At 71.1% G+C, this 22,950-nt stretch carries 23 protein-coding genes and 1 pseudogene; 13 read left to right on the forward strand and 11 right to left on the reverse strand.

The genetic code is table 11. The annotated features are described in order from the left end of the window. Nucleotides 1–48: 48 nt before the first annotated feature. Nucleotides 49–1,542, forward strand: coding sequence for an MFS transporter (locus tag ACWENQ_RS23335; protein WP_452416088.1), 1,494 nt, complete (start codon nt 49–51; stop codon nt 1,540–1,542). Between the two features lie 94 nt (nt 1,543–1,636). Here the strand turns inward: ACWENQ_RS23335 and ACWENQ_RS23340 are convergent, their stop codons facing one another. Then, nucleotides 1,637–2,365, reverse strand: a complete 729-nt coding sequence (locus ACWENQ_RS23340) for an SDR family NAD(P)-dependent oxidoreductase (RefSeq protein WP_452416090.1) — start codon at nt 2,363–2,365, stop codon at nt 1,637–1,639. A gap of 82 nt (nt 2,366–2,447) precedes the next feature. Here ACWENQ_RS23340 and ACWENQ_RS23345 point away from each other — a divergent pair, with 82 nt between their 5' ends. After that, a complete protein-coding gene (locus ACWENQ_RS23345; protein ID WP_452416092.1) occupies nt 2,448–3,377 on the forward strand; it encodes an AraC family transcriptional regulator in 930 nt (309 codons plus the stop codon). A gap of 52 nt (nt 3,378–3,429) precedes the next feature. On the opposite strand, the gene ACWENQ_RS23350 is transcribed toward ACWENQ_RS23345, so the two are convergent. Continuing rightward, nucleotides 3,430–4,428 (reverse strand): helix-turn-helix transcriptional regulator, encoded by a 999-nt coding sequence (locus ACWENQ_RS23350; protein WP_449923467.1) that lies wholly within the window; start codon nt 4,426–4,428, stop codon nt 3,430–3,432. A 60-nt stretch (nt 4,429–4,488) separates the two neighbouring features. Here ACWENQ_RS23350 and ACWENQ_RS23355 point away from each other — a divergent pair, with 60 nt between their 5' ends. Then, nucleotides 4,489–5,076, forward strand: a complete 588-nt coding sequence (locus ACWENQ_RS23355; protein ID WP_449923470.1) for a DinB family protein — start codon at nt 4,489–4,491, stop codon at nt 5,074–5,076. Further along, nucleotides 5,073–5,534, forward strand: coding sequence for a VOC family protein (locus ACWENQ_RS23360; protein WP_449923472.1), 462 nt, complete (start codon nt 5,073–5,075; stop codon nt 5,532–5,534). Before ACWENQ_RS23355 ends, ACWENQ_RS23360 begins: the two co-directional genes overlap by 4 nt. Before the next feature lie 95 nt (nt 5,535–5,629). On the opposite strand, the gene ACWENQ_RS23365 is transcribed toward ACWENQ_RS23360, so the two are convergent. Both ACWENQ_RS23365 and ACWENQ_RS23370 read right to left on the reverse strand, forming a co-directional pair. After that, entirely contained in the window at nt 5,630–6,283 is a 654-nt protein-coding gene (locus tag ACWENQ_RS23365; protein WP_449923475.1) for a maleylpyruvate isomerase N-terminal domain-containing protein, read from the reverse strand. Nucleotides 6,284–6,423: 140 nt separating this feature from the next. Continuing rightward, nucleotides 6,424–7,329 carry a LysR family transcriptional regulator gene (locus ACWENQ_RS23370; RefSeq protein ID WP_449923478.1) on the reverse strand — a complete coding sequence of 302 codons (906 nt, stop codon included), beginning with the start codon at nt 7,327–7,329 and terminating at the stop codon, nt 6,424–6,426. A 131-nt stretch (nt 7,330–7,460) separates the two neighbouring features. Here ACWENQ_RS23370 and ACWENQ_RS23375 point away from each other — a divergent pair, with 131 nt between their 5' ends. After that, complete coding sequence (locus ACWENQ_RS23375) at nt 7,461–8,783, forward strand: aspartate aminotransferase family protein (RefSeq protein WP_452416093.1); 1,323 nt, start codon at nt 7,461–7,463, stop codon at nt 8,781–8,783. A gap of 149 nt (nt 8,784–8,932) precedes the next feature. Here ACWENQ_RS23375 and ACWENQ_RS23380 read toward each other — a convergent pair whose 3' ends face one another. Then, entirely contained in the window at nt 8,933–9,568 is a 636-nt protein-coding gene (locus tag ACWENQ_RS23380; RefSeq protein ID WP_449923483.1) for a class I SAM-dependent methyltransferase, read from the reverse strand. A 374-nt stretch (nt 9,569–9,942) separates the two neighbouring features. Here ACWENQ_RS23380 and ACWENQ_RS23385 point away from each other — a divergent pair, with 374 nt between their 5' ends. Continuing rightward, nucleotides 9,943–11,238 carry a UDP-glucose dehydrogenase family protein gene (locus tag ACWENQ_RS23385; RefSeq protein WP_452416094.1) on the forward strand — a complete coding sequence of 432 codons (1,296 nt, stop codon included), beginning with the start codon at nt 9,943–9,945 and terminating at the stop codon, nt 11,236–11,238. A 173-nt stretch (nt 11,239–11,411) separates the two neighbouring features. Here the strand turns inward: ACWENQ_RS23385 and ACWENQ_RS23390 are convergent, their stop codons facing one another. Further along, a complete protein-coding gene (locus tag ACWENQ_RS23390; protein WP_452416096.1) occupies nt 11,412–12,119 on the reverse strand; it encodes an SDR family oxidoreductase in 708 nt (235 codons plus the stop codon). A gap of 102 nt (nt 12,120–12,221) precedes the next feature. Between ACWENQ_RS23390 and ACWENQ_RS23395 the strand changes: the two genes are divergently transcribed. Both ACWENQ_RS23395 and ACWENQ_RS23400 read left to right on the forward strand, forming a co-directional pair. Next, entirely contained in the window at nt 12,222–13,052 is an 831-nt protein-coding gene (locus tag ACWENQ_RS23395; protein ID WP_452416098.1) for a helix-turn-helix transcriptional regulator, read from the forward strand. 89 nt (nt 13,053–13,141) lie between these two features. After that, nucleotides 13,142–13,804 carry a helix-turn-helix domain-containing protein gene (locus ACWENQ_RS23400; RefSeq protein WP_449923494.1) on the forward strand — a complete coding sequence of 221 codons (663 nt, stop codon included), beginning with the start codon at nt 13,142–13,144 and terminating at the stop codon, nt 13,802–13,804. Nucleotides 13,805–13,956: 152 nt separating this feature from the next. On the opposite strand, the gene ACWENQ_RS23405 is transcribed toward ACWENQ_RS23400, so the two are convergent. Next, nucleotides 13,957–14,700, reverse strand: coding sequence for an SAM-dependent methyltransferase (locus ACWENQ_RS23405; RefSeq protein ID WP_452416100.1), 744 nt, complete (start codon nt 14,698–14,700; stop codon nt 13,957–13,959). A 121-nt stretch (nt 14,701–14,821) separates the two neighbouring features. Then, nucleotides 14,822–15,412 carry a TetR/AcrR family transcriptional regulator gene (locus ACWENQ_RS23410; protein ID WP_449923500.1) on the reverse strand — a complete coding sequence of 197 codons (591 nt, stop codon included), beginning with the start codon at nt 15,410–15,412 and terminating at the stop codon, nt 14,822–14,824. A gap of 45 nt (nt 15,413–15,457) precedes the next feature. On the opposite strand from ACWENQ_RS23410, the gene ACWENQ_RS23415 reads away from it, so the two are divergent. Then, entirely contained in the window at nt 15,458–16,012 is a 555-nt protein-coding gene (locus tag ACWENQ_RS23415; protein ID WP_354922349.1) for a GNAT family N-acetyltransferase, read from the forward strand. Between the two features lie 150 nt (nt 16,013–16,162). Beyond that, the gene (locus tag ACWENQ_RS23420; protein ID WP_452416101.1) at nt 16,163–17,233 is read left to right on the forward strand and encodes a glycerophosphodiester phosphodiesterase; all 1,071 of its coding nucleotides are present in this window, start codon (nt 16,163–16,165) and stop codon (nt 17,231–17,233) included. Between the two features lie 45 nt (nt 17,234–17,278). Here the strand turns inward: ACWENQ_RS23420 and ACWENQ_RS23425 are convergent, their stop codons facing one another. Beyond that, nucleotides 17,279–17,977 (reverse strand): winged helix-turn-helix transcriptional regulator, encoded by a 699-nt coding sequence (locus ACWENQ_RS23425; protein WP_452416103.1) that lies wholly within the window; start codon nt 17,975–17,977, stop codon nt 17,279–17,281. A 148-nt stretch (nt 17,978–18,125) separates the two neighbouring features. Between ACWENQ_RS23425 and ACWENQ_RS23430 the strand changes: the two genes are divergently transcribed. After that, complete coding sequence (locus ACWENQ_RS23430; RefSeq protein WP_449923512.1) at nt 18,126–19,541, forward strand: FAD-binding oxidoreductase; 1,416 nt, start codon at nt 18,126–18,128, stop codon at nt 19,539–19,541. On the opposite strand, the gene ACWENQ_RS23435 is transcribed toward ACWENQ_RS23430, so the two are convergent. After that, nucleotides 19,538–19,849, reverse strand: a complete 312-nt coding sequence (locus tag ACWENQ_RS23435; RefSeq protein WP_449923515.1) for a helix-turn-helix domain-containing protein — start codon at nt 19,847–19,849, stop codon at nt 19,538–19,540. The two genes, ACWENQ_RS23430 and ACWENQ_RS23435, sit on opposite strands and share 4 nt — an antisense overlap. A gap of 608 nt (nt 19,850–20,457) precedes the next feature. On the opposite strand from ACWENQ_RS23435, the pseudogene ACWENQ_RS23440 reads away from it, so the two are divergent. Continuing rightward, nucleotides 20,458–20,796: pseudogene (locus tag ACWENQ_RS23440) on the forward strand (class I SAM-dependent methyltransferase); the annotation flags it as partial. Between the two features lie 12 nt (nt 20,797–20,808). Here the strand turns inward: ACWENQ_RS23440 and ACWENQ_RS23445 are convergent. Continuing rightward, nucleotides 20,809–21,660: a helix-turn-helix domain-containing protein gene (locus ACWENQ_RS23445; RefSeq protein ID WP_452416104.1), complete on the reverse strand. Its 852-nt coding sequence runs from the start codon at nt 21,658–21,660 to the stop codon at nt 20,809–20,811. A gap of 263 nt (nt 21,661–21,923) precedes the next feature. Here ACWENQ_RS23445 and ACWENQ_RS23450 point away from each other — a divergent pair, with 263 nt between their 5' ends. Then, entirely contained in the window at nt 21,924–22,901 is a 978-nt protein-coding gene (locus ACWENQ_RS23450; RefSeq protein WP_449923524.1) for an AraC family transcriptional regulator, read from the forward strand. The last annotated feature ends 49 nt before the right edge of the window (nt 22,902–22,950 follow it).

Here is a 22,950-nt window from a genome sequence, read left to right on the forward strand (position 1 = left end):
CCGCTCCGACCAACCGGCGAAACGTCGAGACAACAGGGAGTTTCGGATATGCGGATCAACCGGGCATGGCTGGGACTGGTCGTCCTCATGCTGCCGACATTGCTCGTCGCGATGGACATGACAGCGTTGCTCCTCGCCCTCCCGCGGCTGAGCGCCGACCTGGGCGCCACCAACGTCGAGCAGCTGTGGATCAGTGACAGCTACGGATTCATGGTGGCCGGCATGGTCATCACGATGGGCACGCTCGGCGACCGGATCGGCCGCCGGCGACTGCTGATGATCGGCGCGGCGGCGTTCGGGGTGCTGTCGGTCGTGGCCGCCTTCGCGCCCACCCCGCTGATGCTGATCGTCGCGCGTGCGCTGCTGGGCGTCGCCGGCGCGACCCTGGCGCCGTCCACCCTCGCGTTGATCACCAACATGTTCCGCGACGAACGGCAGCGCGGGCAGGCCATCGCGATCTGGGCGACCTGCCAGTTCGCCGGCGGCGCGCTCGGACCCGTGCTGGCCGGATTCCTGCTCCAGCACTTCTGGTGGGGATCGGTGTTCCTGGTCGCTGTGCCGGCGATGGCGCTGCTGCTGCTCGCCGGGCCGGTCCTGCTGCCGGAGTTCCGCAGCGACCAGGCCGGCAGGACGGACCTGACGAGCGTCGGCCTGTCGCTCGTGGCGGTGCTTTTGATGGTCTACGGCATCAAGCAGCTGACCGTCGAGAGCGTGCCGGTCGTGCCGGCGGTGACCCTCGTCGTCGGCGCAGCCATCGGATTCCTGTTCGTACGCCGGCAACTGCGGCTGGAGACGCCGCTGCTGGACCTGCGGCTGTTGGCCAACCGCCCGTTCACGGCCGTACTCGTCGCGCTGGTCTTCGCCGGCATCGCCATGGCCGGCACGGGCCTGCTGGTCACCCAGTACCTGCAGAGCGTGCTGGGCTTCTCGCCGTTCGCGTCGGCGGTGCTGTTCGCGCCCATGGGCCTGGGTGTGGCGGTCGGCACCATGGCCGCGCCGGCGCTGGCCCGGCGGATGAAGCACACGACCGCCATCGCCGGGGGGCTGGTGGGATCGGCGCTGGGCAGCCTGCTGCTGGTCGGCGTCGACGGGGCGAGCGCCCTGCCGCTGGTGATGATCGGCATCGCCGTACTGGCGCTGGGCACCGGCCCGCTGTTCGCGCTGGGCACCGGGCTGGTCGTCGGGTCCGTACCGCCGGAGCGGGCCGGCTCGGCGGCGTCGATGTCGGAGACGGGCAACTACTTCGGCGGTTCGCTCGGCTTCGCGCTGCTCGGTGTGGTGGCCGCGGTGGTCTACCGCAGCCGGATGGACGGCACGTCCGACTCGCTGGCCGGCGCGGTCGCCGCCAGCCGGCACCTTCCCGCCGGCCAGGGCGCGGAACTGCTGCACACCGCGCGGGAGGCGTTCACCGCCGGCGTGCACGTCACCGGCGTCGTCGCCGCGGTCATCTTCGCCGGGCTGGCCGTCCTGGTCCTTGCCATGCGCCCGGAAACGAGGACCACGCCGGCCGGGCTGCCCGAGTACGAGGCGACTCGCTCGTAGCGCCCTGCCGAGGCAGACATGGTCCTGCGGGCCACGGGCGCGGCGGATGACCGGGCCACCACGATAGGTCATGACGCCCAGGTGACGTTCGGTGTCATCCGTCCATGAGCCCGGCCGGGACGCCGGTCTCATGCCGATTCCGCGTGGCGTGCATGTCCCAGAGGAGGTCGGCAAGCTCGGCGGGGTCGGCGGCGGCCATGTCGGGCACGGGTTCGCCCTGGGCCCGGCGCCGCCGGTGATCAGAGTCGAAGGCGGTGCCGACGATGCGAGCGCCGACGTAGAGCACCCCGACGTGGACGCCCTTGCCGGCGACCTCGGCCGCGAGCGACTGAAGGTAGTTCCGCTGGGCGGCCAGCACCGTGGGCCAGCCGCTCATGTGCGGCCGGCCCCGGACGGCGGCGGCCCCCTGGGCGCTGAGGATGGCGCCGTCGCCCCGCTCGAGCATGGCGGGGAGGAACTCCCGGACCAGGGCCAGGAGCGTGTACATCGTGATCGGCATGCGGTCCTGCAACAGCTCCGGAGTGAGATCGACGGCGGGGACCAGCGCCAGGTCGGTGGGCGCCGGGCCGTAGTAGAGGGCCGTGGGGTCCCCGACGCGCGCGCGGATCCGCTCGGCGAGCGCCGGGACGGCAGCGGTCTGGTCGAGGTCGGCGGTGATCACATGGGTGGTGATGCCCTCGCCGGACAGATCCCGGGCGAGCAGGTCCAAGGGTCCCTGGCGGCGGGCGACCAGGACGACTTCATACCCTTCCTTCCCGTATCGGCGGGCGATGGCCTGGCCCACACCTGGACCGGCGCCGAACACTGCGATGGATTTCGTCATGCCGTCCAGCCAACCGCAGCGGCGCCTGGACGATCCATGGGTGAACATCTGATGTGCCTTTGTGATCGTCTAGGGTGACGGTGTGGACGTGCTGACGGACCTGCTGCACCGAGCCCGCGCGCAGAACGCCCTGGTGAGGCAGCTGATCCAGCGGCCACCGTGGGGGATGACGTACGCCGACGCGCCGCCGCTCACGGTCGCGGCCACGCTCGGCGGCCATGCGTGGATCCGGCTCGGGGACTGCGCTCCCGTGCGCCTCGCCGCTGGTGACATCGCCCTCGTCACCGCGCCCGGCGGGTACACGATCGCGGACGACCCGGCGACCACGCCCCGGTTCGTGATCCGCGACGGACGCAAGTATCTCCCCACCGGCGCCCCGGCCGACCCTCACCCGACACTGGCTCCCCGCACGTACGGCGACGGCCTGTCCGGCGCCACCGTCATGCTCCGCGGCGCGTACGAGTTGCACGGCGACGTGGCTTCCCGGCTGCTGGAGCTGCTTCCGCCACTGGCGGTCGTGCCCGCGGGGCCACGTACTCGGCCGGCCCTCGATCTGCTCTCCGCCGAGGCGGCCCGTGACGAGCCGGGCCAGGACGCGGTCCTCGCCCGGCTTCTGGATCTGGTCCTCGTGATCGCGTTGCGGGCCTGGTGCGCCAGGCCGGAGGCGACGCCGCCCGCCTGGTACCGATCGCTGGCCGACCCCGCGATCGGTGAGGCGCTGCGTCTGCTGCACGAGAATCCCGCCCACCGGTGGACGGTCGCCTCGCTGGCCGCCAAGGCCGGCCTGTCCCGCGCCGCCTTCGCCCAGCGCTTCGCCGCCCTGGTCGGCCGGCCGCCGCTCGGCTATCTCACCGACTGGCGCATGACCCTGGCCGCCGACCTGCTCCGCGACACCCGGCAGACCGTCGCCACGGTGGCCCGACAGGTCGGCTACCAGGATCCGTTCGCGTTCAGCGTGGCGTTCAAGCGCGCCCGCGGACGCACGCCCTCGGCCTGGCGCGACTCCTCCTGACCGGCCGGTGGTCGAGCACCTGACCGCGCGGGGGCGCCGGCGTGGTCGCGGCTCATGACTCCTCCGTGTCCGGCGCCGGGGAGATCGTCGCACCGGCCGACAGCAGCCTTCCCGCCAGCGCGCGACAGCGCCTCGCGAGCTCCGGAGGGTCGAGGACCTCGAAGTCGTGCCCCAGCAGGAGCACGTGCACGAGCACGAAGTCGAGGCTGCCGGCGCCGCTGAGCACCTCGCAGCGCTCGCTCCCCCGCCGTCGGACGACGGCCGCCGACGCCGGGATCTGCGCGCGCACCGTGTCGGCCGGCGCGTGCACGAGGAAGCGCGCCTGGTGCGGGTAGACCCGGCTGGCCACGCTCTCCTGCACGTACGTCGCCGCGTCGGGCGCCGCGCGCGGGCGGAAGCGCCAGGTCCGCGCCGACACCTCGGTCATCCGGTCGACGCGGAAGCTGCGCCAGTCGTCGCGATCGAGGTCGTAGGCCAGCAGGTACCAGCGCCGGTCGGAGGCGACCAGACGGTACGGCTCGACCCGCCGCCGGCGTACCCGGCTCCCGGACGGGTAGTCGAAGCCGGCCTCGACCTCGTCGCGGCAGGCTCTGGCCAGCGTCATGAGCACCTCGGGGTCGACCGGCGTGCGGCCCCCGCCGAACGACTCCACCGAGCCGGAGAGCGCGCGCACCTCGTGCCGCAGCCGGGTGGGCAGCATCCGGTCGAGCTTGGTCAGCGCCCGGAGCGCGGCGTCGCCGGCGCCGGCGACCGCGCCACCCGCGCCGGCGAGCAGCGATACCGCGGTGGCGATCGCCTCCTCGTCGTCGAGAAGCAGCGGCGGCAGGTCCTGCCCAGGGCCGAGCTGGTAACCGCCGCCGACACCCTGGCCGGCATGCACCCGGTAGCCGAGCGTGCGCAGCCGCTCGACATCGCGCCGTATCGTGCGCGGCGTGACCCCGAGCCGGTCGGCGAGCTCGGGGCCGGTCCAGACCTGGCGCTGCTGCAACAGCCCGAGCAGGGCGAACACCCGCTCCGTCGTACCCCGCTCGGCACCGCTCGCCACGTCCATGTCGGCCACCCTGCCAGATAGCGGACCGATACTGTCCGCCAGGGATGCCAGTGTGGCTCCATGGACGCAGACGAACACGACTGGAACCGGACGCTGCGCGAGCAATGGGAGTTCCACTGGAACCATCAGCTCCGAGCCCGGCTCGACGGCCTCACCGACGACGAGTACTTCTGGTCGCCGGTGCCGGAGGCCTGGAGCGTACGGCAGCGCGGCAGCTCGACGGCGCCCGTGCAGGTCGGTGCCGGGCACTTCACGATGGACTACGCCTTCCCCGAGCCGGTCCCCGCGGCCTTCACCACGATCGCCTGGCGACTCGGTCACGTCATCGTCGGCGTGCTCGCCGCGCGCAACGCGGCGCACTTCGGCGCGCCTGCGGCGTCGTACGAGACCTGGGAGTACGCCGGCAGCGCGGCCACCGCGCTCGACCAGCTCGAGACCCAGCTCGACCTCTGGCTGGCCGGGGTGCGCGGCCTCGGCGAGGCGGGGCTGCGGGTCCCGGTCGGCGCGAAGGAGCCCTTCCCCGAGCTGCCCATGGCCGCTCTGGTGCTGCACATCCACCGCGAGCTGATCCACCATCTGTCCGAGGTCTGCCTGCTGCGCGACCTCTACCTGCACACGAATCCCGCTACGAACGGAGCAACCCGATGAGTCGTCACATCCAGGTCACCTTCGACGCCCACGACCCGCGGGCGCTGTCGTCCTTCTGGCGTGACGTGCTGGGCTACGTCCATCCCGGCCCGCCCGGGGTCGACCTGCCCGAGGACGCCGACCCGCTGGCCGCATGGGACGACTTCCTCGCGCGGATCGGCGTGCCGGAGGAGCAGCGCAACACGAGATCGGCCATCGAGGACCCGGACGGGCACGGCCCGCGGCTGTTCTTCCAGCAGGTGCCGGAGGACAAGGTCGCCAAAAACCGTGTCCACCTCGACGTCCGCGCGGCTCCCGGTCTGCTGGGAGAGGAGCGGATGGCGGCACTGGAGGCCGAGTGCGACCGGCTCGTCGCGCTGGGAGCGAAGCGGGTACGTCGGCACGAGCCCGCTCCCCCGATGAGTGCCGGCTTCATCGTGATGACCGACCCCGAGGGCAACGAGTTCTGCCTGGACTGACGCGGCTCGGCTGTTGTTGTCCGCCTACCGCCGCGCCCGCCGAACGCCGCCGGTGTGATCCGATGACCGGTGAGGCAGTGCCCTCACCTCGCGACTCAGCCGAGGATGAGCGGGAGCTTCGCGGCGAGATCGCCCAGCGCGGCCTTCTCCGTGTCGGTCGGGGTGCGACGTCCGGTGCCGATCAGCAGCGTCTCCTTGTCGGAGAACGAGGCGGGAAAGGGGGTCCCGGCGATCTTCTCCAGGGACGCGCGTGCCGCCGCGAGGGTCTCGGCGGGCGGCTCGGCGGCCGACGGCAGATGCGCGATCAGGTCGAGGTGGTGCAGGGTCCATTCGAGCACGTACGCGGACAGGTAGTCGCCGACGGTCAGCACCTCGTCGCGGGTGCTGACCCGGACGGCGGGATCGGCGAGTACGGCGGCGCGGCCCGCGGCGGAACCGACGTCGTCGAGGTGGAACTTGAGCAACCGCGGTTCGCCGTATGCGGCGGCCAGCCGGGGGATCAGCGCGTCGAGCGGGTCCTCGCCGGTCGGGGGTTCGACGAGGTTCCAGTAGGTGACCGCGTCCACGGTCGGTTCGGTTCCGGCGGGCGTGACCAGGGTGATCAGGACGTCCTGGGCGTCGATGACCAGGTGGCACACCAGGTCCCGCACGAGCCAGCCGGTACAGCCGGACGGCCGTTCGAAGTCCTCGTCCGGGGTGTCGGCGACCGCCGCGCGCAGTGCCGTCCAGGAACGTGAGAAGAGATCCACTGCGGCACGGTAGTACCGGACCGGAACGGCGGACAAGCCTCCTCGAAGGGTGGGCTGGGACCGCGGCAGGACGCTCATCGCGGCGACCGGCACAGCATGGCTGCGGCCGGTGGCGTCATGGAGGTGACCGGCGTCCAGGATCAGTTGTCTCGGGTCCCGCGGGCGCTGTCGCGAAGCTGTGCCACCGCCCGGGCGATGAGGTCGCCGCGGCGTCGGTCCTGGCGGGCGTGGACGACGATGCGCCGCGAGACGGTCGGGCGGACCAGGGGCCTGGCGACGACTCCGTCGGGGAGTTCCGCGACGGCCAGGCGCGGCAGGACGGTGACGCCGATGCCCGCCTCCACCAGTCGCAGCGCCGCCCGGTGATCGTCCAGGCGGGCGGCATAGCGCGGCGTGAATCCGGCGGCCCTGCAAGCGGTCACGATGATCTGTCCGATCGGGCTGTCGTAGATGTCGTGGTCTATCCAGGGCTCGCCTTCGAGGTCCCGGAAGGCGAGTTCGCGGGCATCGGCGAGGGGATGGGCGCCGGGGAGCACGGCGACGAGCTCCTCGACGGTGAGTTCATGACGCTGGTAGCCGTCAAGGTGTACTTCGGCGCCGTTGGCGGGCTCCGTCCGGATGTCGAGGTCCGGTCGTCGGCGGCCACGCCCGTCGACCGGTTCGTTGAGGCTGATCTCGACGGCGAGGTTGGGTTGGTGCCGGCGAACGGTCCGCACGACTTCCGGGATCCACCGCTCGGCCGCGGAAGCGAAGCAGGCGATCGCCAGCTGCTGCGCCTGACCGCTCCGAAGGTCCGCCACGACTCGTTCAAGCCGTCCGAAGTCGGCGAGGAGCGACTGAGCTTGGTCTGCCAGGTGCCGTGCGGCATCGGTGGGGCTGATACCGCGTCCCTGCTTCTCGAAAAGGACCAGTCCGGTCTCCTTCGCCAGGGTGGTCATGTGCTGGCTGATCGTCGCGGGAGAGTAGCTGAGGTTCCGCGCCGCTTTGTTGATCGACCCAGCTGCCAGGACAGCGCGCAGGATCGCGAGGCGTTGCGGGTTGAGCATGGCATCGACAGTAAGGCAACGCCGAATGATAAGTCGCATTTGTTTGCTTGTGACGAGTTTTGTCGTCGATTGAAGATGGCATCGAGCAGAAGATTCGACGTCGTCTCGGACGCGGTGAGAGAGGGTTGGCGATGGACACCACCTTTTGGGACGAGGCGGACCGCCTCCTGGTCCGCTACGGAGCCGGCTTCACCCCGCGGGTCATCGAACGTGCCTCCGGTGCGTATGTCTACGATCGCCAGGGCACGCCGATTCTCGACTTCACCTCGGGACAGATGAGTTCCATCCTCGGCCATGCGCACCCGGCCATCGTGGCAACGGTTTCCTCCGCGGTCGCGTCGCTGGACCACCTCTTCAGCGGCATGCTCAGCACTCCCGTGCTGGAGCTCGCCCACCGGCTCACCGCGACCCTGCCCCCGACGCTCAGCAAGATGTTGCTGCTCACCACAGGAGCCGAGGCGAACGAGGCCGCGATCAAGATGGCCAAGCTCTCCACCGGCCGCTTCGAGATCGTCTCCTTCGACCGCTCGTGGCACGGCATGACCCAAGGGGCCGCCGCCGCGACCTTCTCCGCCGGGCGGCGCGGCTACGGCCCGCCGACACCGGGAAACCTCGCGCTGCCCTCGCCGAACGCCTATCGTTCGCCGTTCCGAACCTCCGACGGTTCACACGACTGGGAGGCTGAGCTCGCCTACGGCTTCGCCCTGGTCGACCGGCAATCGGCCGGGAGCCTCGCCGCCTGCCTCATCGAGCCCATCCTGTCCTCGGGCGGGATCATCGACCTGCCGCCCGGGTATCTGCGTCGCCTCAAAGAGATGTGTGACGAACGCGGGATGCTGCTCATCCTGGACGAGGCGCAGACCGGCCTCGGCCGTACCGGGGCGATGTACGCGTTCGAGCGCGACGGGGTCGCACCCGACATCCTCACGTTGTCGAAGACCTTGGGAGCCGGACTGCCCGTGGCGGCCGTCGTCACGACCGCCGAGATCGAGCAGGTCTGCCACGACCGGGGTTTCCTCTTCTACACCACCCACGTCTCCGACCCCTTGGCGGCCGCCGTCGCACTGACGGTCCTCGACGTCATCGCCCGCGAGAACCTCACCGAACGTGCGGCGACGCTGGGCGATCAGCTCACCGACCGGCTGCTGGCGCTTCGCGACACCTACGAAGTCGTCGGCGACGTCCGCGGCCGTGGCCTGCTCCAAGGTGTCGAGCTCGTCAAGGACAAGAAGAGCAAGGCGCCCGCCGACGCGCTGGGCAACGCGATCACCTCGGCCTGCCTCGAACGCGGCCTGCACCTGAACATCGTCCAGCTACCTGAGATGGGCGGCATCTTCCGCATCGCCCCGCCTCTCACGATCGGGGAGGACGAGCTGCACGCCGGCGTGGACATCCTCGAGGCGTCCCTCAAAGCCGTGCTCGACGCCGGAGCCCGGACGGCCGCCAGGGCCTGACGACCAGCTCATTCCCCGCGTCCTGCTCGTTGCGATCACCGCCGTCATCTGGGCGCGCACGCGGCGGACCGACCACCGAAAGCCGGGGTCGGCCCCCGGCGTTCCGTCTCACCGGGGTCAGGCAGGTGACACGCCGGCGTTCGCGCAGGTCACCGGTGTCGGGTGGCGCGCACGACGACATCGTGGAGGGGGACCGTCCGGCCCCCGTGGCCGGCGAGCGTGCGGAGGTGCTCTTCGGCGGTGACGATCTCCCACTGCATGCCGTCCAAGCGCGCGGTGATGGCCGCTGAGGTGACCGACGCTTCGGCGGGAGGGTGGTGTCCGTGGCCGGTGGAGCCCGCGGTGTGCAGGTGCCCGACGATGAGCAGCGTGCCGCCCGGAGCCACCCATCCGGCGATGCGGTCGTAGAACTCCAGCTGCGGCATCGCCGGGTGAGCGTAGTGGGTCATGACCAGGTCGAACTGCACGCCAGGGCTCCAGACGCGCAGATCCGCCTCAACCCACTGCAGGCGCTCGGGTGCCCGGCCCGTCGCCGCGCGCTCGGCGGCGCGGGCAAGGGCCTCGGACGAGATGTCGGCTGCGGTGACATGCCAGCCATGGGAGGCGAGCCAGATCGCCTCGGCGCCGCCGCCGCACCCCGCATCCAGTGCCGTGCCCGGTGTCAGGCCGCTGGTCTCACGAGCGAGGTACGGGTTCGGCGGGTTGCCGCCCATGGACGCGGGGCCCCCGGCTCGCCCCTGCTGCCAGCGCTGCTCCCAGAAGTCCTTGTCGAATCGGGGCGTCAAAGGTCGTCCTCCTCGTTCGCGGTGATCTATCTCTCCGCCTGCAGCCCCATCGGCGCCGACAGGTCGCGCACCCCCTCGGCGGGCGCGTTCCTGATGGTGCGGACGGACCAGGCGGATCTGCAAATGCTGTTGCCGAATGGCAAAAAGGACGTCGTGGGCGGCGGCTTCGGCCGGCCGGGTGGCGTTGGTCGTGGTCCGGTGCCGCCATGCGGCGTCGCCGCGGCATCTGGTCGTCTCGCCTGCCAAGTCGGACAGCCGAGTGACACCGGGGGTTGCTGGTGGAGCGTATGGTGGAGCGTCCTTCGCAGACGTGGGCAACCCGGGGCAGCGGCCCTGCTGTGACGTTCGACCGCGGAAGAAGTGGATGGTCTGCCATGCATGACAAGCCCGAACGGCGGGTTGCGGTGTTCGGCGCCGGCTACATCGGTCTGGTGACCGGTGCCTGTCTGGCCGAGCTCGGCCACCGGGTGGTGGTACGGGACATCGACCCCGAGAAGATCAGGCTGCTGCGGTCCGGCGATGTGCCGATCTACGAGCCGGGGCTGGGTGACATGATCGCCCGGAACAAGGAGCGGCTGACCTTCACCGTGGATCTGCAGGAGGCCTTGGACGGGGCCGAGATCGTGTACGTGTGCGTGGACACGCCGCCGTCGGCGTCCGGTGACGCGGACCTGTCGCGGGTCTGGGCGGTGGTGAAGTCGCTGGAGGGCGCATCACACCTCCGGGCCGTGGTGGTGAAGTCCACGGTGCCGGTGGGGACGGGCACGCTTGTACGGGCCGCGCTGGATGCGGCCGGTCTCGGGCACGTCGGGTACGCCGCGAATCCCGAGTTCACCGCTGAAGGCACGGCCGTCCACGACTTCCTGCACCCGGACCGCGTCGTCGTGGGAGCCACCGACGAGGCGACCGCACACCTGATCTCGCAGCTGCACCAGGGCGTGGACGGGCCGGTCGTGGTGATGGATGTGCGGTCCGCCGAGATGGTCAAGCTCGCCTCCAACGCCCTGCTCGCCACGAAGATCAGTTTCATCAACGAGATCGCCACCTTGTGCGAGAAGACCGGCGCCGACGTCGAGGAAGTGGCTCACGCTGTCGGCCTGGACCACCGCCTTGGCCGCCACTTCCTGCGTCCCGGCATCGGCTGGGGCGGTTCCTGCTTCCCCAAGGACTCCGAGGCGTTGCGGCAGTTGGCCAGCAACACCGGCTACCACCTGCAGCTGCTCACGGCCGTGATCGAGGTCAACAACCTGCAGAAGCGCAGGGCGATCCAGAAGCTCAAGGACGTCCTCGGCAGCCTGGCGGGCGCGCGGGTGGCGCTGCTCGGGCTGACGTTCAAACCGGGAACCGACGACATGCGGGAGGCGCCCAGCACCGTGTTGGCGGCCCGGCTGCTGGCCGAGGGTGCCGAGGTGCGCTGCTGGGATCCGATGGCTCGGCCGGCCGAACGGGAGCCGTGGACGTCGACGAGCCGCCACGCGAGCCCGGAGTTGGCAGTCGAGGGGGCGGACGCGGCGATCGTGGTGACGGAGTGGCCGCAGCTGACGGAGGTCGACTGGGCGCGAGCCGCTTCGGTGATGCGCAGGCTCGTGCTCTTCGACGGCCGCAACCTGCTGGACCCGGCCGAGATGCGGGCTGTCGGTTTCACCTATCTCGGCGTCGGCCGGCCGTAGGTTCATGCTGCTGCCCCGTGCCGCCGACGGTTCCGGCCGCACGGGGCAGCAACCTGCTTGACGGATGGCGGTGGATGCCGGACTGCCCCATCCGGCCGAACTCCTCGGAGAACAGGTCGTCGTGGTGGCCGCGTCCCTGGAAGCCGGCGTACCCTCCGTCCGCCAGAAGGGACCTACCAGGGCACGGTGCCGTCGTCCTGGAGGTAGGCGCCGCTCGGGCCGTCGGCGTCGAGCGTGGCCAGCCGTACCGCGATCGCGGCGCCCTGCTCGGCCGTACGGAAACCGGTGTGCGCGTTGAGGTCGGTCGCGCAGTAGCCGGGGTTGGCGGCGTTCACCTTGATCGGGGTGTCCAAGAGCTCCTTGGCGTAGGCGACGGTGATCATGTTGAGCGCCGACTTGGAGGAGTTGTAGGCCGCGTAGTTGTGCGGCCAGAAGGGGCTGTCGGGATCGATCGCCAGGGCCAGCGAGCCCAGTTCGCTCGACATGTTCACGATCCGCGCCGCGGGCGCCTCGCGCAGCAGTGGCATCATCGCGTTGGTGACGGTGACCACGCCGAACACGTTGGTCTCGTAGACCTGCCTGAACGTCTCGGCCCCGGTGACGCTGGGGCGCGGGTCGTCCTGCCACACCGTGATCCCGGCGTTGTTCACCAGGATGTCCAGCGCGCCGTACTCCTCCTCCAGCCATTTCGCCGCCGCCTGCGCGGAGGCCGGGTCGGTGACGTCGAGCCGCACGTACGGCTGGCCGAGCCGCTCGGCGGCGGCCCGCCCGCGTTCCTCGTCGCGCGCCCCGATGACGGCGGTGATGCCGCGCTCGGCGAGCAGCCGCGCGATCTCGAAGCCGATTCCCTTGTTGGCACCAGTGATGAGTGCTGTCGTCATGGCGACCACCTTCCAGCCGGCGCGCCAGGAGCGGGAGAGACATCCGGAGGCTGGGATCGGCAGTACCACCCACGTCGCGCGGACCTGCCGCAGGATGGGGTCATGAACCGTGACCAGCTGGCCGAATTCCTCCGCAGCAGGCGTGCCAGGCTCACGCCGCGCGAGGCGGGGCTGCCGCAGGGCGAACGCCGCCGCACGCCGGGCCTGCGCCGCCAGGAGGTGGCCCAGCTCGCGGGCATGTCGGTCGACTACTACATCCGGCTGGAGCAGGCCCGCGGCCCGCACCCGTCGCGTCAGGTGCTCAACGCGCTGGCCAGGGCGCTCATGCTCACCACCGACGAGCGCACGCACCTGTTCCACCTGGCCGGCCAGCCGCTGGAGCCGGCCAGACGGCGCGCCGACGTGCCCGCGAGCACATTGCACCTGATCGCGTTCCTGGAGGAGGTGCCTGCCTACGTCCTGGACGCCAAGTACGACATCCTCGCCTGGAACCCGCTCGCCAGCGCGCTGATGGGCGACCTCGACGCCCAGCCGCGCGACCAGTTGAACGTCATCCGCTGGGTCTTCCGCTCCCCCGACCTGGCCGAGCACCTGAGCGACGAGGAGAAGGGCCGCTTCGCCCGCGCCTCGGTCGCCGACCTGCGCTGGGCGGCCGGCCGCTACCCCGACGACCGGGAGATCCAGTCGCTGGTGGCCGAGATGCTGGCGCTCAGCCCCGAGTTCGCCGCGTTGTGGGCCGAGCACGAGGTGAAGGTGCGCAGGGAGCAACGCAAGCGCATCACCCATCCGGCCGTCGGCTCGATCGACGCGATCTGCCAGGTGCTGCCCGTCCCCGAGCGCGACGACCTGCGGCTCGTCCTCTACACCACAGAACCCGGTTCGCCCTCGCACCAGGCCCTGCGCAGGTTGCGGGAGGTGATTCCAAGCTCGTGAGACGACCGGCCGAACCGGCCGTCCTGGTCGCCTACGACCGAGCCGGTGCCCGCCGACCCGACGGCCCGCGAGCACGTACCGTTGCCGATATGACCGACGACCTGCATCGGCTCGTGCGCGGCCTTGAGCAGCCGAAAGCCGGGCGTGCCACTTCGAGGCCCACCTCGGTTGACCGCACTCTTGACGCTGTCGGAGCGAGGTTGAAGCGCCTTCGGCTGCAACGCGACGTCACGCTCGCCGACCTCGCGGCGGAGACCGGCATCTCCACCAGTACCTTGTCCCGGCTCGAGGCGGGCCTGCGACGTCCCACGCTCGAGCAGTTGCTCCCGCTCGCGCGCGTCTACGGGGTCACACTCGACGAGCTCGTCGACGCGCCGCCGACCGGCGATCCCCGCATCAATCTGCGTCCCATCCCCTGCGGCGACGGCTCGGTCGTCCTGCCGCTGACCCGTCGGCCCGGAGGAATCCAGGCCTACAAGTTCGTCCTCCCGGCCGGAAGTGACGACACCGAGCCCGACCTGCGCGCCCACGAGGGCTACGACTGGATCTATGTCCTCAACGGAACGCTCCGCCTCGTCCTCGGGGAACACGACCTCGTCCTCAGACCCGGGGAGGCCGCGGAGTTCGACACGCGCACCCCGCACTGGTTCGGGGCCACCAGCGCCGGGCCCGTCGAGTACCTGAGCCTCATCGGGAAACAAGGCGAACGCGCGCACGTCCGCGCAGCACCGCGACACGTCCCGCCCGAGTAGGAAAGGCCAGGGACCTCGATCCTGGGACCTGCCCAGCTCGTTCACGCTGCGAAGACCCCGCGGGACCGCACGAGCTGCGGGCCGGCGCGGGGGGCCGGCGCCTCCGCGCGGACCTCTCGGTCCTGCGCGAGGCCGCCGGGGCGTGGAGCGGCTCAGGCGGTGCGCTTGAGGAGGAGGGTGACGAAGCCGAGAATGCCGCGGTAGCCGTTCAGCCACATGTCGCGGTGTTCGAGTGCGGCCGCGAGAGCGCGGTCGGCGTCGGGGCCGGGGTGGTCGAGGGCCCAGCGGGTCAGGGTGCCGGTCCAGGACCATTCGTAGTCGTCCCATTCGGCCGGCTGGCTGGTGTGGGCGTAGATCGTGCGCAGGCCCGCGCTCTCGGTGGCCGCGACCGTGCCCGGCAGGTCGCTGTAGTCGTCCGGGGTGGCGCCGAGCTTGGCGAGGGCCTGCGGGGTGGGCGGGCGCTCCCAGAAGCCGTCGCCGATCAGAGCCAGTCCGCCGGGTTTGAGCTGGGCGTGTACGGCGGTCGCGGTCGAGGTGAGGCCGCCGAAGGCGTGCGCGGCGCCGACGCAGAGCACCAGGTCGTACGGCTCGGCGGCGCGGAAGCCGTCGGCGGGCGTCTCGTGCAGGCGCAGGCGTTCGGACAGGCCGCGCGCGGCGGCGGCCTTGGCGGCGGCGGTGAGGGCGTGGGGGCTGATGTCCACGCCGTCGGCGGTGGCGTCCGGGTAGAGCTCGAGGGCTCGAAGCGTCCAGGTCGCCTCGCCGCAGCCGAGGTCGACGATCCTGGCCCGGGCGGGGAGTGCGGCGCGGCGCAGCAGCCGTTCCTGGTTGGCCTCGGTGATGGGGGCGGCGATCGGGTGATCGGCGTGGGCGATGGCGCTGATGAGCTGACGATCCATCGGACCACCATGGCGCAACGGAATCACCGGTTGCCACCGCATTTGCCGTACGGAATCTCCGCGGCCGCGGCCCGGTCGGCGAGGTCGCGCCCGGCGTCGAACGGCTACCGCTTCGAGGGCGTCAGCAGGTGAGCGAGGCCAGGAAGCCGTCGACCAACCGGGTCTGCTGATCGGGCGGGAAGCCGTCGGGGTCGAAGAGCGCCTGCACCACCAGGCCGTGCGTGAAGGACAGCGCGGTCACGGCCAGGCGCTGCGCGTCAGCGCTTTCCGGCAGCTCGCCCAGGTGTCGCGCGTCCTCGACGGCGGCGCTCAGGTCGGCGCGGATGCGCTCGTACCTGGCCGTCTGCGCGGCGAAGAGCTTCGGGTCGGACAGGGCCACGTCCCAGGAACCGACCCAGATGCGGTTCATCGCCACGCCCTCGGGGGTCAGCGGCAGGATGTTGAGCAGGTGGGTGCGCAGCGTCGCCAGTCCGGGAGCGGGCGCCTTCAGGCGTGGTCGCTGCTGCGAGCGGGCCTCCAGGATGTCCAGGGCGTGCGCGACGAGCTCCCGTTTGCCCGCGAAGTAGTGGGTGACCAGCCCGGTGGAGGCCCCCATCGCCGCGGCGACCGCACGCAGGGTGAGCCCGGCGAAGCCGTGTTCCGCCAGGACGCGCCAGACGGCCTCGGAGACGTCACGGCGTCGGGCGTTGTGATCGGCACGGGCGGGGCTCATGTCCTGTAGCGTACATACCAAACATTTGTTATGTATGGAGGCCGGATGTTCTCTCTCCCCCTCACCGCCGACGCCGAACTGCGGCCGCTCGACCCCTGGCTGGCTGAGGAGTTCCTGGCCAACCTTGACCGGGCACGCGAGCACATCGCGCCGTGGGTGTCGCCGTCGTTCGTGGCGGCCGACCTCGCCGAGGCGCGTGCGGTGTTGCAGCGCTATGCCGACAAGCGGGCCAGGGACGCCGGCGGCATCTGGGGGATCTGGCTGGAGGGCAGGCTGGTCGGCGGCGTGCTGTTCGTGTCGTTCGACACCGAGCAGGGCGGCTGCGAGGCGGGCTGCTGGCTGGAGCCCGGCGTGCAGGGGCGCGGGCTGATCACCCGCGCCGTCGAGCGGATCGTCGGCTGGGCGGTCGAGGAACGCGGCATCCAGCGCGTCGAGTGGCGCGTCATCGCGGGCAACACGCGCAGCATCAACGTCGCCAAGCGGCTGGGCATGAGCCGCGACGGCATCCTGCGCCAGTCCGTCCGGGGCGAGAACGGCCGGCTCGACGTCGAGGTCTGGTCGCTGCTGGCCGGCGAATGGCGTGCCCGCACGGCTTCATAGCGCGAGCCTGAAGGGCGCGTTCCAGGAGTACGGACTTGTTCCCCCCTGAAGGCCGCTGCTTCGCTGTTGGGGGGATCACGCTGCCTGCCGTTGAGCCGGGCGCCACCTGCCGTGCCTTCGCGCGTCACCGAGCCGGTCTAGCCTGCGCGCATGATTCTGCGCAGGTTGCTCGCCGGTGTTACGGTCGCCGTCGTGCTGATCCAACCCCAGCCCGCCGCGGCCCATGGGCACAAGGACCCCGTCGTCATCGGGCACCGGGGCGCCAGTGCCCACCGGCCCGAGCACACGCTGCTCTCCTACGAGGCCGCCATCGCGATGGGCGCCGACTACATCGAGCCCGACTTGGTCGCCACCAAGGACCACGTGCTGGTCGCCAGGCACGAGAACGAGATCTCCGGCACCACGGACGTTGCCGTCCGGCCCGAGTTCACCGACCGGTACACCACCAAGACCATCGACGGCCGCCCGGTCACCGGGTGGTTCACCGAGGACTTCACGCTGGCCGAGCTGAAGACGCTGCGCGCCAAGGAGCGCATCCCGGACATCCGCCCCGACAACGCCGCCTTCGACGGGCTCGCGGAGATCCCGACCTTCGAGGAGGTCGTCCAGCTCGCCCAGCGGCACGGGGTCGGCGTCTACCCCGAGACCAAGCACCCCTCCTACTTCGACTCCGTCGGGCTGTCGCTGGAGGAGCCGCTGCTGGAGGTGCTGGGACGGTACGGCGTGCGCAAGGCGTTCATCCAGTCCTTCGAGACGGCCAACCTGCGCGAGTTGCGGGGCAAGACACGGCTGCCGCTGATCCAGCTCATCACCTTCGGCGGCAAGCCGTACGACTGGGTCGTCTCCGGCGATCCCCGCACCTATGACGACATGGTGAAGCCGGAGGGGCTGCGCGAGGTCGCCTCCTACGCCAACGGCATCGGTGTCGACACCCGCCGCATCCTCCCCGTGGGGCCGGACGGCAAGCTCCAGGCGCCCACCACCCTGATCGAGGACGCCCACCGGCGGCGGCTCGACGTCCACGTCTGGACCATCCGCAACGAGAACTCCCAGCTCCCGCTCGAGCACCGCCTCGGCAACCCCGACAGCCCTGTGTTCGCGCGCGCCACGGGTGACGTGATGGGCTTCCTCGGACGGCTGGTCTCCCTGGGCATCGACGGCGCCTTTTGCGACGACCCCGCGATGGGCCGCGCCGTCATCGCCAAACCCGCCCGCCCCTGAGGGTTGCCGCGGACTCCCCGCGGTCATGGACGCAGCGCGCGAATGTCAGCCCGGCGAGCTCGCCGCGGTCCGGGAGAGCGGCTTGATGTGGGCGAACATGCTGCGGGCGTTCCAGGTGGGGAAGGCCCGTACGAGCCACCCGGGGCCGTGGAGCTGGATGCGGCGGTCGGCGGTGGCTTCGGCCCAGGTGAGCTGGCCGGCATGCCATTTGACGAAGGCTTCGGCTTCCGCCGTGACGTAGAGGTCCTCGTCGAGGCCGGGGTACTCCTTGCAGATCTCGGTGTCTCCGTGCTCGATCAGCAGCCAGAACCGCTCGCGGCGCCGGCGGCCGGTGAAGTCGAAGCGGATGACGACGCGTCGGTGCGGGAGCAGTTCGCGGCGGAGCGCGTTGCACATCGACCACAGAGCCACGAAGGGGTCGAGGTGCTCGGGGGCGATCTCAAGCCAGGCGGCACCCCATTCGCCGAGCGACGCGCAGACCTTGAAGAGGTCGTGACCCGCTTGGGTGAGCTCGTAGTGGCGCCCGTGCCCGTCGGGCTTGGGCGCCGACTCGACGATGCCGAGCCGTTCGAGCTGCTTGAGCCGCTGCGAGAGCAGGGTGCGGGACAGCCCCGGCGCGCCCTCGAGGATCTCGCTGAAGTTTCCGCAGCCCAGGTGCAGGTTGCGGATGATCAGTGGCGTCCAGCGCTCGGCGAAGATCTCGGCGCCACGGGCGATGGGGCAGTACTGGCCGTACGTCCGCATGACACCAGTGTCGAACGCCCGATTTCGAGTGTGAAGTCCAGATTGTTGACTTCACGGCCGCGGCCCACGGTGCTGCGATGGGACCGTCGAGAGCGGAGGACCGCTGACGACACCGAACCCATCGGCACGCGATCAGGAGGCGACCGCGATGGAGATCGACGGATTCCGAGGCCGGCTGATCACCGCTGAGCACGCCGGCTACGACAGCGCCCGTGCCGTGTGGAACGGTGCCGTCGACCGGCGCCCCCGGCTGATCGCCCGATGCGGCGGGACCGCCGACGTTGCCGCGGCCGTGCGCTTCGCCCGCGACCACGACCTGGAGATCGCCGTACGCGGCGGGGGCCACAACGTCGCCGGCACCGCCGTGTGCGACGACGGCATCGTCATCGACCTCTCGCCGATGCGAGCCGTGCGGGTCGACCCCGCCGGCCGTACGGCCCGGGTCCAGGGCGGCGCGCTGTGGGGCGACGTCGACCACGAGACGCAGACCCACGGTCTGGCCACCACCGGCGGCATCGTGAGCCACACCGGCGTCGCCGGGCTCGCCCTCGGCGGTGGCATCGGCTTCCTCATGCGCAAGCACGGGCTCACCGTCGACAACCTGCTGGCCGCCGAGGTGGTCACCGCCGAAGGCGGCATCGTCCAGGCGTCCGCCGACGAACACCCCGATCTGTTCTGGGCGCTGCGAGGCGGCGGCGGCAACTTCGGCGTCGTCACCTCGTTCAGGTTCGCGCTGCACCCCGTCGGACCGACCGTGCTGGCCGGACCGGTCTTCTGGGCGGCCGAGGACACCACCGACGTGCTGCGCTTCTACCGGGACTTCGCCGCCGCGGCGCCCGACGAGCTCGGCAGCGTGGTCAGGCTCGGCACCGTCCCTCCACTGCCGACCATCCCCGAGCACCTGCACCATCGGCCGGCCATCGCCGTCGCCTGCTGCTACGCCGGCGGCGTCGACGACGGCGAACGTGCGGTGCGGGCCCTGCGGCGGTTCGGGACGCCCCTCGTGGACCTGCTCGACCCCACCCCCTACGTGGCCCACCAGAGCGGCCTGGACGACACCGTCCCGCACGGATGGCACTACTACTGGAAGTCCACGAACCTATCGGGCCTGTCCGACGGAGCCGTCGACGCCATCGCCGATCACGCCTACGCCGCCGGCTCACCCAGGACCTACGCGGCGATGTTCCACCTGGGCGGCGCCGTCGCCCGAGTGCCCGGCGACGCCACCGCCTACGCCGGTCGCGACGTGGCCCACAACATCATCATCGACGCCGTGTGGCTCCCGGACGAGTCCGGCGAGCACGCCGCGGCCGAGACCGCCTGGGCCCGAAGGTTCCTCGCGGCCCTTCGACCGCATCGGGCCGGCGGCGTCTACGTCAACTTCCTCGATTCCGACGACGACGCCGGTCGCGTCCACGAGGCCTACGGCGATCACATCGTGCGGCTCGCCGAGGTCAAGGCCACGTACGACCCCGACAACGCCTTCCACCACAACAAGAACGTCCGCCCCGGTCGAGCGGGGGCGGGCGCGATCGGCCGGGAAACGGTGGCACCACAGCACTAGGCGGGCGCGGCCGGTCCCTGGCCTGTCCCGGGGCCGAACCGGTGCCGGTACTCCAAGGGAGTGAGCCCGGTCCTGCGGCGCATCAGCGCACGCGGATTGGCGGCGGTGCCCAGCCCACTGTGCCGTGCGACCATCTCGAAGCGCGACTCGCCCCGCTCGATCAGCCGGCACGCCAACGCAAGCCGCTCCCCTGTGAGCCACTGCAGCGGTGTGGTGCCCAGCTGTGCCTGGAAGCGGCGATGCAGTGTCGCCGGGCTGACCGAGGCACGCGCTGCGAGGTCGGACACCGTGAGCGCGGCGTCCAGCACTCACGCCGGTCGCACCCCATGGGCCAGGATTCAGCCGTGAACAACGAACCCATCGCCCTCGGCAAGGCCCTGGCCTCCTTCGACGCCCTGTGGAGCCCCCGCATCGTCACGCGCGTCGCGGTGTTCACCGTCTCCCGCGGCACGGAGCACAAGCCGTCCGCTCCCGCCGGAGCCGCGATCCTCATGGTTCGAGCCCGCCGGGACACCGACGGTCGGCGACCGTCCTGCCGAGATTCCCGACCACATCGACGCAACGACAGGGCACGCGCTCGGCTCCTGAGCCGAGCGGGCATCCCACTCGGCCGTGTCCACCGCCGTTCGCGCCGGATCCAACCACGGAAGGGGCACCGTGACGGGCCGATCGCGTCGTACATCCACACCTGGCGCACCCGGCCACCGGTGTTACCCGCGAGGGCCGTCGAAGACGATCGAGGCCGGTGCGGGCCGACCTGAGCGTTTCGTTCAAGACCGCGGCGTGCCGTGCCGCCGAGACTACGGGCATGACCGGAAACACCTTCACTCCCGCTCTGGGACGCATGGCGCCCACGCGCTTCTACGATCCGATCGTCGCGGTGACCCGCGAACGGCTGTGGCGCACGCTGATGGTCATGTACGTCGCGCCGCGACCGGAGGAGGTCATCGTCGACGTGGGCTGCGGCACCGGTTCGACGGAGCTGTTGCTGAACCGGATCGAGCCGCGCGCACGGGTCATCGCCGTGGACCCGGACCCTGACGTGATCGCGGTGGCACGACGCAAGGCCGAGGCCTCCGACGCGGCGGTCGAATGGAAGATCGGCATGGGCGACGCGCTGCCGGAACTCCTTGGGACCAGCGTCGCGGACACGGTGGTGTCCAGCCTGGTGCTCCACCAATGTCCGCTCGCCATGAAACGGGCCATCCTCGCGTCGATGTACGCGGTGGTGCGGCCCGGCGGAAAGCTGGTCATCGCCGACTACGGGCTACAGCGCACCGGGCTGATGCGGCTGGGATTCCGGCTGGTGCAACTCGCGGACGGATTCGAGGACACCCGGCCCAACGCCAAGGGCATCCTGCCGCACCTGATCGCCCAGGCCGGCTTCCGTGACGTGAGAGAGGCCGAGGTCGTCTCGACACTCACGGGTTCGATCTCGGTGTACGTCGCGTTCCGCCCCTGAGGAGCGCAGCAGCGGGTTCACCACCTTCGGGGTCAGCCCCATCATCTCGCGCATCCAGCGCGTCAGGTGCGCCTGGTCGGCGAAGCCGCTCGTCATCGCGGCGCCGGCCGGCGACTCCCCGTTCCGCAACGCCTCGACCGCTGTGCGCAGCCGATACCAGGCACGCCAGCGCGCCAGAGGCATGCCCAGCTGGCTGCTCGCCAAGGAGCGCAGACGTTGGCGAGACAGGCCGACTGTCGCGGCCACATCCGCCAGCGGGACCGACCCGTCCGCCAGCGCCGTCATGGCCGCGAGCAGACGGGGATCAAGTTCGCCGGCCGGCCGGGCGCCGGCGTGGCGAACGTCGCTCTCGTCGAGATGGCGCAGTTCGGGTACGCCGGTGATCCCGGGACCGTAACGCCGGCGCAGCCGGTCGGCCATCGCGCAGTGGGGTTCGACGAAGAACACCCGAAGGTCGCCCGTCGCGAGCATCCGATGCCGCACCATGGGCGGCACGACGAGCGCGGGCGCCTGATGACGGACGCCGTCGGCGTCCGCCATGGCCGCCTCGCCCACGGCGGCGACGACGATCTGAAAGGCGGCGTGCCGGTGCAGAGAACTGTCCACCGACGGACCCTGGTAGAAGGCGTAGCCACGGCCGACGACGAAATCCGGCATCAGCCTCCCGCCGCCCCTTTCATCATCACGTGTGGCAACTGTAATCGGCCCTTGGCGTATGACGGACGGGCGGACAGTCGCCTGTCATCATCGTGCGGAACTACGCGGGTCACTCACCGGCGGGACTGATCGGGGTCGCCGGCCACGCCGCAGTCCTACCGGTCCTCCTTCCGGGCGAACGCCTCCTGAAAGTCGCGGAACCGCCCGGCCCGTGTGCGTCGTTTTACCTGGAACGCCGGCGCCTGGCCCGGGGACCATCGGCTGTGCTTCTCAGCAACCGACCGATCTTCGCCAGCACCGACCTCGACGAGGTCCGCGACGAGGTGGCCAAGGTGTTCTGCGCGCACCGACTGGACCTGGCGGGAGACAGCGCCCCGCTGTCGGCCTGGTTCAACTCCGTCCAGTTCGGCTCGGTCCGCGTCAGCTACCTCGACTACGGGGCCGACGTCCGCATCGAGCCGGGCGACCTGGGCACGTTCTTCCTGGCCATGCTCCCCCTCGCCGGCCGCAGCCTGATCAGGGGCGGCGACCAGGAGATCGTCTCCACCCCGGCCACGGCCGCGCTGCCCTCGCCGGAGCGCCACCTCGACATGCGCTGGGCGGCGGGCTGCCCCCAGCTGCTGGTCAAGTTCGAGCGCACCGCGATCGAGCGTTCGCTGGAGCAGATGCTGGGCGAGCCGCTCGACCAGCCGGTCATCTTCGATCTCGGGGTGGACATGGCCGCGGGCTGGGCCCGGGCTTGGCGAGGCATGATCGACCTGATCGTCCGGGAGGCCGAGCACGACGACGGGCTGGCCGTCCAGCCGCTGGCCGTCGCGCATCTGGAGAACGCGCTGATCACCTCGCTGCTGACCATGCAGCCGTCCAACTACCTGGAACGGCTGAGCGCCCCCCGCCGGCCCGCGGTGCCGAAGGTGGTGCGCAGGGCCGTGGAGTTCATCGAGGGACACGCCCATCTCCCGCTCACCACGGACGACGTCGCCAGGGCGGTCGCGGTCAGCAGCCGCTCGCTCCAGGAGGGTTTCCGCGCCCATCTCGGGCTCACCCCGATGGCCCATCTCAGGCAGGTACGGCTGACGCGGGTGCACGACGAGCTCGCGGCCGGGGACCCGGCGCGGGTCACGGTCACGACGGTGGCGGCCCGCTGGGGCTTCCTGCACCAGGGGCGGTTCGCCGCGCTGTATCGCCGGAAGTTCGGGCGGAGCCCTTCGGAGACGCTGCGCTTCGCGCCAGGTGGATGAGATCCGCGCTCAGCGGATGGCCCGGCCGGCGGGGCCTGCCATACCGTCG

Source organism: Nonomuraea sp. NPDC004354 (assembly GCF_053602555.1).

Coding starts and splice junctions, on each gene's coding strand:
- ACWENQ_RS23335 (WP_452416088.1), top strand. CDS start 49: ATGCGGATCAACCGGGCATGGCTGGGACTGGTCGTCCTCATGCTGCCG.
- ACWENQ_RS23340 (WP_452416090.1), bottom strand. CDS start 2,365: ATGACGAAATCCATCGCAGTGTTCGGCGCCGGTCCAGGTGTGGGCCAG.
- ACWENQ_RS23350 (WP_449923467.1), bottom strand. CDS start 4,428: ATGGACGTGGCGAGCGGTGCCGAGCGGGGTACGACGGAGCGGGTGTTC.
- ACWENQ_RS23355 (WP_449923470.1), top strand. CDS start 4,489: ATGGACGCAGACGAACACGACTGGAACCGGACGCTGCGCGAGCAATGG.
- ACWENQ_RS23360 (WP_449923472.1), top strand. CDS start 5,073: ATGAGTCGTCACATCCAGGTCACCTTCGACGCCCACGACCCGCGGGCG.
- ACWENQ_RS23370 (WP_449923478.1), bottom strand. CDS start 7,329: ATGCTCAACCCGCAACGCCTCGCGATCCTGCGCGCTGTCCTGGCAGCT.
- ACWENQ_RS23375 (WP_452416093.1), top strand. CDS start 7,461: ATGGACACCACCTTTTGGGACGAGGCGGACCGCCTCCTGGTCCGCTAC.
- ACWENQ_RS23385 (WP_452416094.1), top strand. CDS start 9,943: ATGCATGACAAGCCCGAACGGCGGGTTGCGGTGTTCGGCGCCGGCTAC.
- ACWENQ_RS23390 (WP_452416096.1), bottom strand. CDS start 12,119: ATGACGACAGCACTCATCACTGGTGCCAACAAGGGAATCGGCTTCGAG.
- ACWENQ_RS23395 (WP_452416098.1), top strand. CDS start 12,222: ATGAACCGTGACCAGCTGGCCGAATTCCTCCGCAGCAGGCGTGCCAGG.
- ACWENQ_RS23400 (WP_449923494.1), top strand. CDS start 13,142: ATGACCGACGACCTGCATCGGCTCGTGCGCGGCCTTGAGCAGCCGAAA.
- ACWENQ_RS23405 (WP_452416100.1), bottom strand. CDS start 14,700: ATGGATCGTCAGCTCATCAGCGCCATCGCCCACGCCGATCACCCGATC.
- ACWENQ_RS23410 (WP_449923500.1), bottom strand. CDS start 15,412: ATGAGCCCCGCCCGTGCCGATCACAACGCCCGACGCCGTGACGTCTCC.
- ACWENQ_RS23415 (WP_354922349.1), top strand. CDS start 15,458: ATGTTCTCTCTCCCCCTCACCGCCGACGCCGAACTGCGGCCGCTCGAC.
- ACWENQ_RS23420 (WP_452416101.1), top strand. CDS start 16,163: ATGATTCTGCGCAGGTTGCTCGCCGGTGTTACGGTCGCCGTCGTGCTG.
- ACWENQ_RS23425 (WP_452416103.1), bottom strand. CDS start 17,977: ATGCGGACGTACGGCCAGTACTGCCCCATCGCCCGTGGCGCCGAGATC.
- ACWENQ_RS23430 (WP_449923512.1), top strand. CDS start 18,126: ATGGAGATCGACGGATTCCGAGGCCGGCTGATCACCGCTGAGCACGCC.
- ACWENQ_RS23445 (WP_452416104.1), bottom strand. CDS start 21,660: ATGCCGGATTTCGTCGTCGGCCGTGGCTACGCCTTCTACCAGGGTCCG.